This is a genomic window from Vulgatibacter sp. (assembly GCF_041687135.1).
In the GTDB taxonomy this organism is placed as follows: domain Bacteria; phylum Myxococcota; class Myxococcia; order Myxococcales; family Vulgatibacteraceae; genus JAWLCN01.
Window position 1 is genome coordinate 572,015 of record NZ_JAWLCN010000001.1, and the last position, 14,762, is coordinate 586,776.

A 14,762-nucleotide genomic window follows, 5' to 3' on the forward strand; every position below is an offset into this window, starting at 1 on the left:
TGTAGCGGAATCGCCTCCCACGACCACGGGAAGCGCCGGCTTTCCCTGGGAGGCTGCGGCGGAGATCTCCCATGCCGATGGGATCAGGGTGCTGCTGCGGTCGGCTCCTCGCCGCGCTCGATCCGCCGTCGGGCCAGGTATTCGAGCACCTCCTGATCGCTGGTCTGCGAGAAGTCCTCGTACCAGGCACCGACCGCGTGGAAGAGCGGCGGCTCGTGGAGGCAGACCAGCTCGTCCACCTCGTGGCGCAGGGCCGCCACCGACTCCGGCGCGCCGACCGGCACCGCGAGGAGGAGACGGGCCGGGTGGAGCCGCCGCAGGGAGCGCGTGGCCGCCCGGGTGGTGACGCCGGTGGCGATCCCGTCGTCGACGAGGACGACGTAGCGCCCGTGGACGTCCGGGAGCCGATCGATGCCCCGGTAGATGAGGAGGCGGCGGTGGAGCTCCCGGGTCTCGTCCTCGACCACCGGCTGGAGGTCCTCGTCCTTGAGTCCCAGCAGCGCCAGCGAGTTCTCGTCGATCACGCTCACCCCCGGGGCGATGGCGCCGATCCCGAGCTCCGGCTGCATCGGGGCCCCGAGCTTCCGGGCCACCGCCACGTCGAGGGGCGCGTCGAGCGCCCTGGCCACCTCGTAGGCCACCGGAACGCCGCCCCTGGGCAGGCCGAGGACGATCAGGTCCTCGCCGCGCAGATGGGACAGCGCCTCCGCCAGCTTCCTGCCGGCTTCGATGCGGTCGCGAAACACCATCGGTGGGCCCTCCTCGTGCTTCTCCCCCGACGGTGCCCACCATTTCGGGGGCTCGCAACGGCGCGCATCCGGCAGGCGTGGCCGGGGGCGCCCGCTCCCCCCTTTGCCCTTTACACACGCAGGCGGATCGGTTATCCCCCCGCCCCAACTGTTCCAAAAGATTGACGAAAAAGTGGAGCGGTTCCACGGGGCATCGTTTATTGTGTGATGCCCGACTGATTTCCGCACGCTCTGGAGTCGCACCAGATGGGATCCGGATCAGAGTCCCTCCCCAGCCACAACCTGCCCTTCGTCGAGGAGATGTACGCCCGTTTCCTCGAGGACGAGGCCTCGGTCGACGAGTCGTGGCGCAACTATTTCCGCAGCCTCGGTGAGCGCGTCACCCCCAGCGCCCCCGCCTTCCAGGCCCGGAGCATCTTCGCGCCCCGGGGCAACGGGGTGGCGGTCGCCAGCGACTCCGAGCGCCGGCTGGCGCAGGCGGCGCGGCAGGATCGCGTCGCGCAGCTGGTGCAGGCCTACCGCCTCCGCGGCCACCTCTTCGCCAAGCTCGATCCCCTCGGGATCCAGCCCACCACGCCGGCGCCGCATTTCGCGCTGGAGCGCTTCGGGCTGAACGAGGGCGACCTCGACAAGACCTTCACCGCGGGCGGCCTGCGCGGCACCCTCCGCGAGATCATCGGCCACCTCGAGGAGACCTACTGCCGGACCATCGGCGTGGAGCTCTCCCACATCGAGGACGATCGGATCCTCGAGTGGCTCGAGGACCGGATGGAGTCGACCCAGAACCACGTGAGCCTCGAGCGCGAGGACCAGCTGCAGGTTCTGACCAAGCTCACCGACGCCGAGATCTTCGAGCAGTTCCTCCACACGAGCTTCGTCGGGGCCAAGCGCTTCTCGCTCGAGGGCGCCGAGAGCTTCATCCCGATGATGGAGCTGATCATCGCGCGCGCCGCGCAAGCCGACGTGCGCGAGGTCGTGATCGGCATGGCGCACCGTGGCCGCCTCAACGTGCTGGCCAACGTGATGGGCATGCCCTACCGCGAGATCTTCGCGGAGTTCGCCGACGAGGACCCGAACCTCTACATCGGCCGCGGCGACGTGAAGTACCACCTCGGCTACTCGGCCGACCGGGAGATCGCGGGCAAGAAGGTCCACCTCTCGCTCTCGTTCAACCCGAGCCATCTCGAGTTCGTCGACGCCGTGGTGCAGGGCCGCGTCCGCGCCAAGCAGGACCGCCGCGGGGACGAGGCGCGCACCGGCGTGATGCCCATCGTCGTCCACGGCGATGCGGCGATCGCGGGGCAGGGCATCGTCGCCGAGCTCTTCAACATGGCGAACCTGCCCGGCTACCGGGTGGGCGGCACCATCCACGTCGTGATCAACAACCAGGTCGGCTTCACCACCGACCCGGAGGAGTCGCGCTCCACCCGCTACGCCACCGACATCGCCAAGATGCTGCAGATCCCCATCTTCCACGTGAACGGTGAGGATCCCGAGAGCGTGGTGCAGGTGGTGCAGATGGCGGTCGACTTCCGCGCGAAGTTCGGCACCGACGTGGTGATCGACCTCTACTCCTACCGCAAGCACGGCCACAACGAGGGTGACGAGCCGAGCTTCACCCAGCCCCAGCTCTACGAGGTGATCCGCAAGCACCCGTCGGTGCGCGATCAGTTCGTTCGCAAGCTGGTGGAGATGGGCCTCGTCAGCCGCGAGCAGGCTGACGAGATCGCCCAGGCCCGCCGCAAGGTCCTCGACGACCAGCTCGCCGAGGCCCGCAACGGGCACAAGCGCAAGCGGCCCTCCGCGATGGCAGGCCTCTGGGCCCGTTACGCCGGTGGCTACGAGCGCGACACCGCCGACGTCCCCACCGGCGTGCCGGTGGAAGAGCTCCGCTACCTCGCCGAGCGCCTCGTCACCGTCCCCGAAGGCTTCACGCCGCACCCGAAGGTGGTCCGCCTCCTCGACCAGCGGCGGGAGATGGGCGAGGGCAAGCGCGCGCTCGACTGGGGCATGGGCGAGGCGATGGCCTTCGCCAGCCTGGTCACCGGCGGCGCCCGGGTGCGCCTCTCCGGCCAGGACGTGGAGCGTGGCACCTTCAGCCACCGCCACTCGGTCCTGCACGACGTCAAGACGGGCGGCGAGTATTGCGCGCTCAACCACCTGCGCCAGGGGCAGGCGAAGTTCGAGGCCCGCAACAGCCCGCTCTCCGAGACCTCGGTCCTCGGCTTCGAGTACGGCTACAGCCTCGACACGCCCGACGGCCTGACCATCTGGGAGGCGCAGTTCGGCGACTTCGCCAACGCCGCGCAGGTGATCATCGACCAGTTCATCGTCTCCGGCGAGGACAAGTGGCACCGCCTATCCGGCGTGACGCTGCTCCTGCCCCACGGCTTCGAGGGGCAGGGCCCGGAGCACTCCTCCGCCCGGCTCGATCGCTGGCTCGCGCTCTGCGCCGAGGACAACATCCAGGTGGCCAACGTCACCACGCCCGCGCAGATCTTCCATCTGCTCCGGCGTCAGGTGCTGCGGCCCTACCGCAAGCCCCTGGTGGTGATGTCGCCCAAGAGCCTGCTCCGCCACCCGGAGGCGGTCTCGCCCCTCGAGGATCTGGCGAACGGCAGCTTCGAGCGCGTCCTGGCCGACTCGCTCTTCGCCGGCGGCGAGGGTGATCCCGCGAAGGTCCGCCGCGTGCTCCTCTGCACCGGCAAGGTCTTCTACGAGCTCCTCGCCGAGCGGCGGAACACCGGCCGCGACGACGTGGCCATCGTCCGCGTCGAGCAGCTCTACCCGACGCCGCTCGAGGAGATCGAGGCGCAGCTCGCGCGCTTCCCGAACATGAGCGAGCTGGTCTGGGTGCAGGAGGAGCCGCGCAACCACGGCGCCTGGCTGCACATGTGGTCGCAGCTCACCCAGAGCGGGCTGCTCCGCGTCCCCCTCGCCCACGTGACCCGGCCCGCCAGCGCGAGCCCCGCCACCGGCTCGGGCTCGAGCCACAAGTTGGAGCAGCGCCGCCTCCTCGAGGCCGCCTTCGCCCCGATGAAGTACCCCACGCCCTGAAACGCTCAGGGCCCCGCGCGGCCTGCGCCGCCCCAGCAGGCCGCCGAGGAGTTTGCAGATCATGGTGAACGTCACCGTTCCTTCCCTCGGCGAATCGATCGTCGAAGCAGCGATCGAAAAGTGGACCAAGAAGCCGGGTGAGTACGTCTCCAAGGGCGAGACCGTCGTCACGGTGGAGAGCGACAAGGCGACCCTCGAGGTCCCGGCCCCGGTGGGCGGCATCCTGCGCAACGTCCTCAAGAAGGACGGCGACCAGGTCCGCATCGGCGAGGCGATCGGCGAGATCGAGGAGTCGGAGAAGCCCGCAGCAGGCGCCGCTGCACCTGCAGCCGCTGCAGCACCTGCTGCCGCTCCCGCTGCCCCGGCTCCCACCGCCGCGCCCGTGGCCCAGCCCGCTGCTGGCACGCCGAGCGGCCCCGCTGCCCGCCGCCTCGCTGCAGAGTCCGGCGTCTCGATCGACCAGGTCGGGGGTACCGGCCCCGGCGGCCGCGTCCTCAAGGAGGACGTGATGCGCGTGGTCGAGGGCGGCGCAGCCCCGGCGCAGGCCCGTGCCGAGGCCCCTGCCATCGCCCCGGCGCCTTCCGCCGTCGGTCCCCGCGAGGAGCAGGCGGTGGCGATGACGCCGATGCGGCGCACCATCGCCCGGCGCCTGGTGGAAGCGCAGCAGAACGCAGCGATGCTGACGACCTTCAACGAGGTCGACATGTCGCAGGCGATGGCGTTGCGCAGCCGCTACCAGGAGGCGTTCACGAAGAAGTACGGCATCAAGCTCGGCTTCATGTCCTTCTTCGTGAAGGCGGCGGTCGAGGCGCTCAAGGCCTTCCCGCTCGTCAACGCCGAGATCCGCGGCAGCGACATCGTCTACAAGAACTACTACGACGTCGGTGTTGCGGTCGGCGGCGGCAAGGGCCTCACCGTTCCGGTGATCCGCGACGCGGATGCGCTCTCCTTCGCGCAGACCGAGCAGGTGATCGCCGACCTCGGCGCCCGCGCCAAGGCCAACAAGATCAAGCTGGAGGAGCTGCAGGGCGGCACCTTCACGATCTCGAACGGCGGCATCTACGGCTCGATGCTCTCGACGCCGATCCTCAACCCGCCCCAGAGCGGCATCCTCGGGATGCACAACATCCAGAAGCGCGCCGTGGTGGTGGACGACCAGATCGTGATCCGCCCGATGATGTACCTGGCGCTCTCCTACGACCACCGCATCGTCGACGGCCGCGAGGCCGTGCAGTTCCTCGTGCGGATCAAGGAGTGCATCGAGAACCCGGAGCGGATCCTCCTCGAGGTCTGATCGGGCGCTCGCACGCCCGGTGCGTGACGGAAGAGGCCGCCTGCTCCCCCTCGGAGCGGCGGCCTTTTTCTATTTGCATCTGTCGATTCCGCGACGGCTAAGATGCGTGGCATGAACAAGATCAACGTGGCGGTTGCGCTCCTGCTCGCGGGCAGCGCTCTCGTGGCATGCGGTACCGATTCGAACGGGAACGGCAACGGCGGCGCCGGCGGGGCGGGTGGCGCTGGTGGTGCCGGCGGAGCCGGAGGTACCGGCGGGCAGGTCGCTTGCGCTGCAGAAGGCAGCGGGCTGCTGCAGGTGACGATCAGCGGCCTGCCGCAGGGCGTGGACGGCGACGTCGAGATCGAGGGCGTGGTGGTGAAGAGCTCCACCGAGCTGCAGCTCGACGGTGGCGACGTGACCGTCGAGGCCCGCGACGTGACGCAGGACGCGCCGATCGTCCGGCCGCTCTTCCGCGCCACCACCATGACCCAGACCGTCTGCATCGAGGACGAGCAGACGAGCACCGTCGAGATCGTCTACGAGCAGGTGCCGAGCAGCGAGAAGCTCTGGGCCACCACGAAGAACGAGGATCCGCACGTGGTCGCCTTCGCCGCGGACCTCCTCGGTGCCACGGCGACGCCGGTGCCCACGGTGGCCCTCGACGCCACCACCGCAGCCGGGACCGGCGCGCCTGCTTCGATCACCTTCGACCGGGACGGCAACCTCTGGGCGGCCTACGCCTCGGGCGAGCTGCGCCGCTTCCCCGCGGCGTCGATCGGCGCCAGCGGCGAGCCGGAGGCCGACGTGGTGATCACCGGCTTCGGCGGCGGCCTTCCCGGCCCCACGGCCCTCGCCTTCGACGCAGCGGGCAACCTCTGGGTGGCGATCACCGTGGAGGACCGGGTGGTTCGCTACACGCCGGCGCAGATCGCCTCGACCGGTGAACCCGAGCCGGCGGTCTCCCTCGGCGACGCCGCCACCCTCGACGGACCGCGCGGCCTCGCCTTCGACGCCGCGGGCAACCTCTGGGTCGCCACCGCCGGGAACGTGCTCGTCCGCTACGACGCGAGCCGGCTGGAGGCCTCGACCACCGAAGCAGCCGACGCGATCCTCGAGCCGATGGACACCGGGGGCAGCGCCCGCCTCGCGGGCGCCTCGAGCCTCGCCTTCGATGCCGACGGCAACCTCTGGGCGAGTTTCTTCGGGCCCAACGTGGTGGGCCGCATCGACGCGGCCGACCTCGCCGCCACCGGTGAGGAGCAGGTGATCCCGTCGGTGAAGCTCGAGATCGGCCTTTTTGCGCTGCTGAACGGCCTGGCGTTCGACGAGTCGGGCGGGCTCTGGGTGGCGCTCGGCCCGGAAGGCGTGGCCCGTTACGAAGCCGCGTCGCTCGCCGCTGGCGGCGACCAAAGCCCCGACACGGTGCTTGGCGGGATCAATCTGCCGTGCGTGGCCTTCTTCCCGGCGCCCCGGGATCTGCCGCTCTTCCACGCCGTCCCCTGATCGTCTGCAGCACCTTTGCTTCACCGCCGCTGCCGTCGCCCGAACATTGGGTTGACGGCAGCGGCGCGTTGGACCATGTACCGCCGGACCCCCGTGGAGGAGCTGTCGTGGATACGTTCGACCTGGTGGTGATCGGTGCTGGACCCGGCGGTTACGTCGCGGCGATTCGTGCGGCGCAGCTGGGCATGAAGGTGGCGTGCGTGGAGAAGGTGAAGGCCCTGGGCGGCACCTGCCTCCGCGTCGGCTGCATCCCCTCGAAGGCGCTCCTCGAGGCGAGCCACGTCTACGCCCTCAACAAGCACGGCGCCGAGAAGTTCGGCGTGAAGGTGACGGGCCTCGAGCTCGATCTCCCCACGATGCTGGCCCACAAGGACGCGGTGGTGAAGGCCAACACCGGCGGCGTCGACGGCCTCTTCCTCAAGAACAAGGTGAAGCGCTTCTTCGGCATGGGCCGGATCGACGCGCCCGGGAAGGTGACGGTCACCGCCGCCGACGGCAGCGAGCAGCAGCTCGAGGCGAAGAACGTCCTCGTCGCCACCGGCTCCGTCCCCTCGCTCATCCCCGGCGTGGAGCTCGACCGGGAGATCGTCGGCACCTCCGACGAGGCGATCGACTACCAGGCGGTGCCCCGCCGGATGGTGGTGATCGGCGGCGGCGTCATCGGCCTCGAGCTGGGCTCGGTGTGGAGCCGCCTCGGCGCCGAGGTCACCGTGGTCGAGTACCTGCCGCGGCTGATGGCGGGCATGGACGACGAGCTCGCCGCTGCGGCCCTCAAGATCTTCACCGCCCAGGGCCTCAAATTCCGCCTCGGCTGCCGCGTGCAGTCGGCGAAGGCCGTGAACGGCGTGGGCCGGGTCACCTTCATCGACGCCGACGGCACCGAGCAGACCCTCGAGGCGGAGAAGGTGCTGGTGGCGGTGGGCCGCAGGCCCTTCACCGACGGCCTCGGCCTCGAGAAGGCCGGCGTGAAGATCGACAACCGCGGCCGGGTCGAGATCGACGATCACTTCCGCACCAACGTGCCGGGGATCTGGGCGATCGGCGACGTGGTGCGCGGCGCGATGCTCGCCCACAAGGCCGAGGAGGAGGGCGTCGCCGCGGTGGAGTTCATGGCGGGCAAGGCCGGCCACGTGAACTACGACGCGATCCCCAACGTGGTCTACACCGACCCGGAGATCGCCTCGGTGGGCAAGACCGAGGAGGAGCTCGAGGCAGCAGGTGTGCCGTACAAGAAGGGCGCCTTCCCCTTCAAGTTCAACGGCCGCGCCCGCGCCATGAACGCGGTGGACGGCTTCGCCAAGATCCTCGCCCACGAGAAGACCGACCGGATCCTCGGCGCCCACATCATCGGGCCGCAGGCCGGCCACCTCATCGCCGAAATGGCCGTGGCGGTGGAGATGATGGCCTCCTCCGAGGACATCGCCCGCTCCAGCCACGCCCACCCGACCCTCGCCGAGGTCCTCAAGGAAGCGGCGATGGCGGTGGAGAAGCGCGCCATCCACCAGTGACGCCCGGGCCGCAGCGCCGCGCTTGAAGGAAGGGGCCCCACGGGGCCCCTTCGCCGTCGTGTGCATTTCGATGTCAGACCCCCGAGGTATGGCTCATGGCCTCCGGGGGGAACCATGCCTGCACTCGATCACGAAGCGCTGTTGCAACTCTTCCGCAACCAGCCGGGCCTCGTGGCGGAGCTGCTCCGGTCGGCCCAGGAGCAGGAACTGCCTCTGGGGGAGGCGCGGCCCACCGAGACCGACCTCACGCAGGTCCTACCGACCGAGTACCGGGCGGACCTCGTCATTGCGCTTGGTGGCGTGCGCCTCGTCGTCGAGGTGCAGATGAGCCGGGATCCGAAGAAGCGCTGGTCATGGCCGCTCTACGTCTCCGCGCTGCGAGCGAAGGAGCGGTGCCCGGTGCTCCTTGTCGTCGTGACGACCAGGCCGGAGGTGGCGTCGTGGGCACGCAAGCCGATCGAGCTGGGGAACCTCGATTCCCACCTCGTGCCTGCGGTCTTGGCACCGGAAGCCGTCCCGCGGGTCGTGGACTTCGAAGCGGCCCGGGCGAATCCGGAGCTGGCGGTCCTCTCGGCGCTGGCCCACGCAGAGGAGGCAGGGGGTGGCGACGTCGCGTTCGCGGCGCTGGTAGCGGCTGCCGGTCTCGATCCGGATCGAGCCCTATTCTATGGTGATCTGGTGCTGCGTTCCCTCGGGGAAGCGGCCCGGTCGGTGCTGGAGGAACTCATGTCGAGCGGACGGTACGAGTACCAGAGCGACTTCGCCCGCAAATACTACGAGCAGGGGCTTTCGGCAGGAGCGAACGAGGGCCGGACGGAGGGCCGCGCGGAGGGCCGGGCGGAAGCATCCGCGCACGCCGTGCTGACGGTCCTCACCAGACGCGGTCTGCCCCCGTCGGACGAGCAGCGCGCCCGCATCACCAGCTGCCGCGACCTCGCGCTGCTCGACCAGTGGCTCGAGCGCTCCCTCGAGGTCACCTCCGTCGACGACCTCTTCCGCTGACGAGCGAAGCCCGCTTGCGCCGGCCCCGCAGGGGCCCAACCGTGATCGGGATGGCAAGGCGCACGAGCGGCAGCCGCAGGGCAGCACGCCCGGCCTCGTCGGCACGGTCGGCGAAGCTCCCGGCGTACGAGGCGAATCGCGATTTCTCGGTCACACCCGAGCCCGCGCCGGGCGCGGCGATGGAGCCTGCCGAGCGCCCGAGCTTCGTGGTCCACAAACACGACGCCACCCGGCTCCACTACGACCTCCGCCTCGAGATCGCCGGGGCGCTGGCCTCCTGGTCGGTGCCCAAGGGGCCGAGCTACGACCCGTCGACCAGGCGACTCGCCGTGCAGACGGAGGATCATCCCCTCGAATACGGCACCTTCGAGGGACGCATCCCCGACGGCGAGTACGGCGCCGGCGACTCGCTCCTCTGGGATCGCGGCAGCTGGGAGACCGTCCCCGCCGGCGAAGCGGAGAAGCAGCGGGCCAAGGGCCACCTGCACATCCGCCTCGACGGCGAGAAGCTCAAAGGCGATTGGCACCTCGTGCGCAGCCGCAGGGAGGAGGGTGGCAAGCAGCAATGGCTGCTCTTCAAGGCGAAGGACGAGACCGCCGATCCCGCCTGGGACGTCCTCGCCGAGCGGCCGGAGTCGGTGATCTCCGGCCGCGCCGTCACCCGCGGCCCCGAGCGCAAGGCCGCGCTATCGCAGCGCAGGCCGCCGCCGGAGAAGCTCCTCGAGGGCGTCTTCCCGCCGATGCTCGCGCAGCTCGCCGGCGCGCCGCCGACGCCGGATCGCGACTGGCTCTACGAACTCAAATACGACGGCTTCCGCGCGCTCTGCGCCCTGGCCAACGGCCGCGTCGCCATCTGGAGCCGCAATGGCCTCGACCTTGCCCGCCGCTTCCCCCACCTGGCGGAAGCGCTCGCGAAGATCGTCGTCGGCGAGGCGATCCTCGACGGGGAGATCGCCGTGCTCGATCCCCGGGGCGCGCCGCGCTTCGAGCTGCTGCAGAAGGGGCACGACGATCGCGCGATCTTCTTCGGCTTCGACCTGCTCCGCCTCGACGGCGAGGACCTGCGAAAGAAACCCCTCGAGCACCGCCGCGATCTGCTGGTGAGCCTGCTCTCCAACGTGCCCGACACCTTGCGCGTGTCGGAGATCCTCGACGAGAAGGGGCTCTCGGCGCTGCAGGAGGCGGGGGAGCGCGGCTTCGAGGGGATCATCGCCAAGCGCCGCGGATCCCATTACGAGGGGCGCCGCTCCCCCTGCTGGAAGAAGGTGAAGGTCCTCGCCAGCCAGGAGGTGGCGGTGGTCGGCTTCACCCGCACCACCACCGGCGCCGACGCCATCGGCGCGCTCCTCGTCGCGGTGCGGGAGGGCGACGGCTACGCCTTCGCCGGCAAGGTCGGCACCGGCTTCACCTCGAAGCAGCGGGCGCAGCTCTTCGTGGCGTTGGCGCCGCTCGCTGCAAAGAAGCCCACCGCCAGCGGCGCCCCGCGCACGAAGGGCTACACCTGGGTCGAGCCCCGCCTCGTGGCGCAGGTGCGCTTCACCGAGTGGACCGCCGACGGCAAGCTCCGCCACCCCTCGTTCCAGGGGATCCGCGACGACAAGCGGCCGGAGGAATGCACCCGCGAGGAATCACCCGCTGCAGCGGCGCAGGAGCGGGTGCTCGTCGCCACAGGCTCGGCGGCGGAGGTGAAGCTCACCAACCCCGGCCGCGTCCTCTGGCCCCGGGACCGGATCAGCAAGAGCGACCTCGCCGACTATCTCGCCCGGGTGGCGGCGCCGATGCTCCGCGCCCTCGCCGATCGGCCCCTCGCCCTGGAGCATTGGCCGAAGGGGATCGACGAGCCGAGCTGGTACCAGCAGAACGTCGGCGACGACGCGGAGGCCTGGATGACGCTGGTGGAGACGCCGACCCGCACCAGCCAGCGCATCGTCCGCCACCTCGTGGCCGATCGCCCCGAGGCGCTGCGCTGGCTCGCGCAATTCGCGGTGATCACCACGCACATGTGGTCCTCCCGCTCGGTGCACCTCACCCAGCCGGACTGGGTGGTCTTCGATCTCGATCCGGCGGACGGGAAGGGCTTCGCCCAGGTGATCGAAGCGGCCCACGCGCTCCACACCCTCCTCGACGCGCTCTCCCTGCCGAGCGTGCCCAAGACCTCGGGCAAGCGCGGCCTCCACGTCCTCGTGCCGCTCCTGCCCGGCCACACCCACGACGACGCGGTGGCCTTCGCCTTGCGGGTAGGCGCCGCCGTCGCCGAGGTGCTCCCCTCGGTGACGCTGGAGCGGAGCAAGGCCCAGCGGCAGGGGCGCCTCTACCTCGACTGCCTCCAGAACGGCTATGGCAAGACGATCGTCGCCCCCTACACCCCGCGGGCGGTGGACGGCGCGCCGGTCGCGGCGCCGCTGCGCTGGAGCGAGGTGGACCACGGCCTCGATCCCCGCGACTTCAGCATGCGCACCATGCCGGAGCGGCTGGCGAAGGAGGGCGATCTCTTCCGCCCGGCGCTGGAGCAGGGCGTCCGGCTACCGCACTTGCGCTGAAGCGAGCTGGCGAGCGAGCGCCGGCACGCTGCGGTGGCGGCACGCCGTCGCCAGCTTGATCGGCGATGGCTTCGCGCATTCCGGACGACGCCGACGACGTGGAGCTCGAGGTCGGCGGCAAGCAGGTGGAGCTCACCAACCTGCGCAAACCCTTCTGGCCCGACCTCGGGATCACCAAGGGCGATCTCCTCCGCTACTACGAGGAGATGGCGCCGGTGCTCCTGCCCCACCTGAAGGATCGCGCGATGGTGATGAAGCGCTATCCCCATGGCTGGCAGGGGAATTTCTTCTTCATGAAGCGAACCCCGTCCCACGCCCCCGCCTGGATCGAGACCTGCCGGATCCACCACCGCTCCGGCAACGTGATCGACTTCCCGATGGTGCAGGACCTCGCCTCGCTCCTCTGGGTGATCAACCTCGGCTGCATCGACTTGAACCCGTGGTACAGCCGCTGCGACGACGTCGACCGGCCCGACTACCTCCACTTCGACCTCGACCCGGTGAAGGGGGCCACCTTCGCCACGGTGCGGGAGGCGGCGCTCCGGGTGCGGGAGCTCCTCGAGGCGCTGGGGATGGAGGTCTTCGCGAAGACCACCGGCTCGAAGGGGATGCACCTCTACGTGCCGATCGAGCGGGGCCCCACCCAGAAGCAGGTCTGGACCTTCGCCAAGGCCTTCGCGCTCGAGGTGGAGAAGCGCTGGCCCGGGATCGCCACCGCGGTCTACGAGGTGGCGGCGCGGCCCAGGGGCCGGGTGCTGGTGGACTACAACCAGAACCGGTGGGGGAGCACGCTCGCCTCGGTCTACTCGGTGCGGCCGAAGCCGTACGCCACGGTCTCCACGCCGGTGACCTGGGCGGAGGTGGAGGACGGCGTGGAGATCGAGGATTTCACCCTCGCCAACGTGCCGGCGAGGGTGCGGGATCGGGGCGAGCTCTGGGCGCCACCCACCGGGGGCAGCCGCTTCGACCTCGCCCCGCTCCTCGGCGCCGCGGCGCGAACCGCGGCGCGGAGCTGAGGCTTCAGGAGAAGTTCGAGCCGCCCTGCGCGCCGACGTTCATCGGCCGGGCGCCGTAGCCGCCCTCGGACTTACCGGGCATGTTGCCCCCGCTCTGCAAGCTCTCCCGCAGATCCTTGCCCGCCCGCGGGGCCAGCATCAGCCCGAGCACGGTCCCAACCGCCACGCCGCCGAGGACGAGGCCCAGGGCGCCGAAGAAGCGGGTGGAGGCGCTGGCGCGGCGGCGTAATCCCATCAGCGCCAGCGCGTCGTTCATGTCGTAGTCCGCGAGATCGCGCATCTTCTTGGCAACGGCGAGGCCGGCGAGGGCCTTCTTGGCGTTCATGTCCATCTCTCCTCCGAAGGGGCGCTCGAGGTGACGCTCGGTCGCTCGGAGAGGAAGGTAGGGAGCCTGCCATCGAGCTGCTACCCGCCCTCCGTAGGGTGGAGAAGCTGCCTGCCGGGAAGCAGATTGCACCCGGCAGGCGTTACCCTGTAGACAAGCGTCCGGTACGCCGTTTCGCGAGGTTTCCCATGTTCGGCATGCGTGGCAGTGAGCTCCTGATCATCTTCGCCGTGATCCTCCTTCTCTTCGGCGCCACCCGGCTGCCTGCCCTCGGCAAGGCGCTCGGCGAGGGCCTGAAGAACTTCAAGAAGGGGATCAACACCGCTGGTGAGGACGAGGTCTCCGAGACCGACGCCAAGCCCAAGGTCTGATCGCAGGCTGCAGCGCTTGCAACGCCCACCCCCGAGGCCTACACCCGGGCCGACGCGAGGGGGGTCGTATGAAGGCGCATACCGAGTACCTCTGGTTCGAGACGACCGAGCGCCGCGAGCTGGTCCGTCTCACCGACACCGTCGAGCGGATCGTGCGGGAGAGCGGGGTGCGCGAGGGCTTCGTCCTCGTCTCCGCTGCATCACCGCCGCGGTCTTCGTCAACGACGACGAGCCGGGACTGCACGAGGACATTTGGGAGTGGCTGCAGAAGCTCGCTCCCGCAGGCCCCGCCTACCGGCACCACCGCACCGGCGAGGACAACGGCGACGCCCACCTGAAGTCGATGCTGGTCGGTCACGGGGTGATCGTGCCGATCACGAAGGGCAAGCTCGACCTCGGTCCCTGGCAGCGGATCTTCTACGCCGAGTTCGACGGGCAGCGCCGCAAGCGGCTCATCGTCAAGGTGCTCGGCGCCTGAATTTGCGGCGGTGGCCGCCCGCCGTGCGTGTTATCGATCCTCGCATGACCGACATGCGCGAACGGGCAGCGGCGTACGTCCGCGAGCTCCAGGACCGGATCTGCAAGGCACTCGAGGACCTCGACGGCGGCGCCCGCTTCCGGGAGGACCGCTGGGAACGGGAGGGCGGCGGCGGCGGGATCAGCCGCGTCCTCGAGAAGGGCTCGCTCTTCGAGAAGGCCGGCGTCAACACCAGCGTCGTCTACGGCGAGGTGCCGGAGACGCTCTCGGGCCAGCTCAAGGGGAGCGGCGGCGAGTTCTACGCCACCGGCGTCTCCCTCGTGCTCCACCCGCGCAACCCGCACGTGCCCACCGTCCACGCCAACTTCCGCTTCATGACCCGGGGCGAGGGCGCCTGGTTCGGCGGCGGCGCGGATCTCACCCCCTACTTCCCGCACAAATCGGACGTGCGCCACTTCCACGGAACCCTCAAGGCCGCCTGCGACGCGCACGATCCGGCCTTCTACCCGCGCTTCAAGAAGTGGTGCGACGACTACTTCTACCTGCCCCACCGCGAGGAGATGCGCGGCGTCGGCGGCATCTTCTTCGACGAGCTCCCTGCGGACGAGGCCCACTTCGACTTCCTCCGGAGCGCCGGCGACGCCTTCCTCCCGGCCTACCTGCCCATCGCCGAGCGGCGGATGGGCACGCCGTGGAACGACCGGGAGCGGGCCTGGCAGCTGATCCGGCGGGGACGCTACGTCGAGTTCAACCTCGTCTACGACCGCGGCACGATCTTCGGCCTCCGCTCGCAGGGGCGCACCGAATCGATCCTGATGTCGCTGCCGCCGCAGGCGAGCTGGGCCTACGACCACCACCCGCTCCCCGGCTCGCCGGAGGAGCAGGCGCTGGCCTTCTACCAGCCGGGCAACGCCTGGGCCTGAACGCCCGCGAGCCC

General features: G+C 70.1%; 13 protein-coding genes. 11 read left to right on the forward strand and 2 right to left on the reverse strand.

Annotation, left to right across the window (positions count from 1 at the left end; translation table 11 throughout):
- Window positions 1-83 precede the first annotated feature (83 nt).
- On the reverse strand, window positions 84-749 hold the full coding sequence (locus ACESMR_RS02655; RefSeq protein ID WP_373044822.1) for a phosphoribosyltransferase: 666 nt from the start codon (window positions 747-749) through the stop codon (window positions 84-86).
- 246 nt (window positions 750-995) lie between these two features.
- Here ACESMR_RS02655 and ACESMR_RS02660 point away from each other — a divergent pair, with 246 nt between their 5' ends.
- The 7 genes from ACESMR_RS02660 to ligD (ACESMR_RS02690) all read left to right on the forward strand — a co-directional run bounded on the left by ACESMR_RS02660 (window position 996) and on the right by ligD (ACESMR_RS02690) (window position 12,651).
- Window positions 996-3,806, forward strand: coding sequence for a 2-oxoglutarate dehydrogenase E1 component (locus ACESMR_RS02660; RefSeq protein WP_373044823.1), 2,811 nt, complete (start codon window positions 996-998; stop codon window positions 3,804-3,806).
- 58 nt (window positions 3,807-3,864) lie between these two features.
- Window positions 3,865-5,100, forward strand: a complete 1,236-nt coding sequence (gene odhB, locus ACESMR_RS02665; RefSeq protein WP_373045213.1) for a 2-oxoglutarate dehydrogenase complex dihydrolipoyllysine-residue succinyltransferase — start codon at window positions 3,865-3,867, stop codon at window positions 5,098-5,100.
- A gap of 111 nt (window positions 5,101-5,211) precedes the next feature.
- Window positions 5,212-6,585 carry a hypothetical protein gene (locus ACESMR_RS02670; RefSeq protein ID WP_373044824.1) on the forward strand — a complete coding sequence of 458 codons (1,374 nt, stop codon included), beginning with the start codon at window positions 5,212-5,214 and terminating at the stop codon, window positions 6,583-6,585.
- A gap of 107 nt (window positions 6,586-6,692) precedes the next feature.
- The gene (gene lpdA, locus ACESMR_RS02675) at window positions 6,693-8,093 is read left to right on the forward strand and encodes a dihydrolipoyl dehydrogenase (protein WP_373044826.1); all 1,401 of its coding nucleotides are present in this window, start codon (window positions 6,693-6,695) and stop codon (window positions 8,091-8,093) included.
- Window positions 8,094-8,207: 114 nt separating this feature from the next.
- Window positions 8,208-9,095: a hypothetical protein gene (locus ACESMR_RS02680; RefSeq protein WP_373044827.1), complete on the forward strand. Its 888-nt coding sequence runs from the start codon at window positions 8,208-8,210 to the stop codon at window positions 9,093-9,095.
- A gap of 50 nt (window positions 9,096-9,145) precedes the next feature.
- Window positions 9,146-11,635: a DNA ligase D gene (gene ligD / locus ACESMR_RS02685; RefSeq protein WP_373044828.1), complete on the forward strand. Its 2,490-nt coding sequence runs from the start codon at window positions 9,146-9,148 to the stop codon at window positions 11,633-11,635.
- 65 nt (window positions 11,636-11,700) lie between these two features.
- Entirely contained in the window at window positions 11,701-12,651 is a 951-nt protein-coding gene (ligD, locus tag ACESMR_RS02690) for a non-homologous end-joining DNA ligase (protein ID WP_373044830.1), read from the forward strand.
- Window positions 12,652-12,655: 4 nt separating this feature from the next.
- Here ligD (ACESMR_RS02690) and ACESMR_RS02695 read toward each other — a convergent pair whose 3' ends face one another.
- Window positions 12,656-12,976 carry a hypothetical protein gene (locus ACESMR_RS02695; protein ID WP_373044831.1) on the reverse strand — a complete coding sequence of 107 codons (321 nt, stop codon included), beginning with the start codon at window positions 12,974-12,976 and terminating at the stop codon, window positions 12,656-12,658.
- Between the two features lie 188 nt (window positions 12,977-13,164).
- On the opposite strand from ACESMR_RS02695, the gene ACESMR_RS02700 reads away from it, so the two are divergent.
- The 4 genes from ACESMR_RS02700 to hemF all read left to right on the forward strand — a co-directional run bounded on the left by ACESMR_RS02700 (window position 13,165) and on the right by hemF (window position 14,748).
- Window positions 13,165-13,347, forward strand: coding sequence for a twin-arginine translocase TatA/TatE family subunit (locus ACESMR_RS02700; protein ID WP_373044833.1), 183 nt, complete (start codon window positions 13,165-13,167; stop codon window positions 13,345-13,347).
- Window positions 13,348-13,415: 68 nt separating this feature from the next.
- Window positions 13,416-13,685, forward strand: a complete 270-nt coding sequence (locus tag ACESMR_RS02705) for a hypothetical protein (RefSeq protein WP_373045234.1) — start codon at window positions 13,416-13,418, stop codon at window positions 13,683-13,685.
- The gene (locus tag ACESMR_RS02710) at window positions 13,598-13,825 is read left to right on the forward strand and encodes a secondary thiamine-phosphate synthase enzyme YjbQ (protein WP_373045214.1); all 228 of its coding nucleotides are present in this window, start codon (window positions 13,598-13,600) and stop codon (window positions 13,823-13,825) included. Before ACESMR_RS02705 ends, ACESMR_RS02710 begins: the two co-directional genes overlap by 88 nt.
- Window positions 13,826-13,869: 44 nt before the next feature.
- Window positions 13,870-14,748, forward strand: a complete 879-nt coding sequence (hemF, locus tag ACESMR_RS02715) for an oxygen-dependent coproporphyrinogen oxidase (RefSeq protein ID WP_373044834.1) — start codon at window positions 13,870-13,872, stop codon at window positions 14,746-14,748.
- Window positions 14,749-14,762 lie beyond the last annotated feature (14 nt).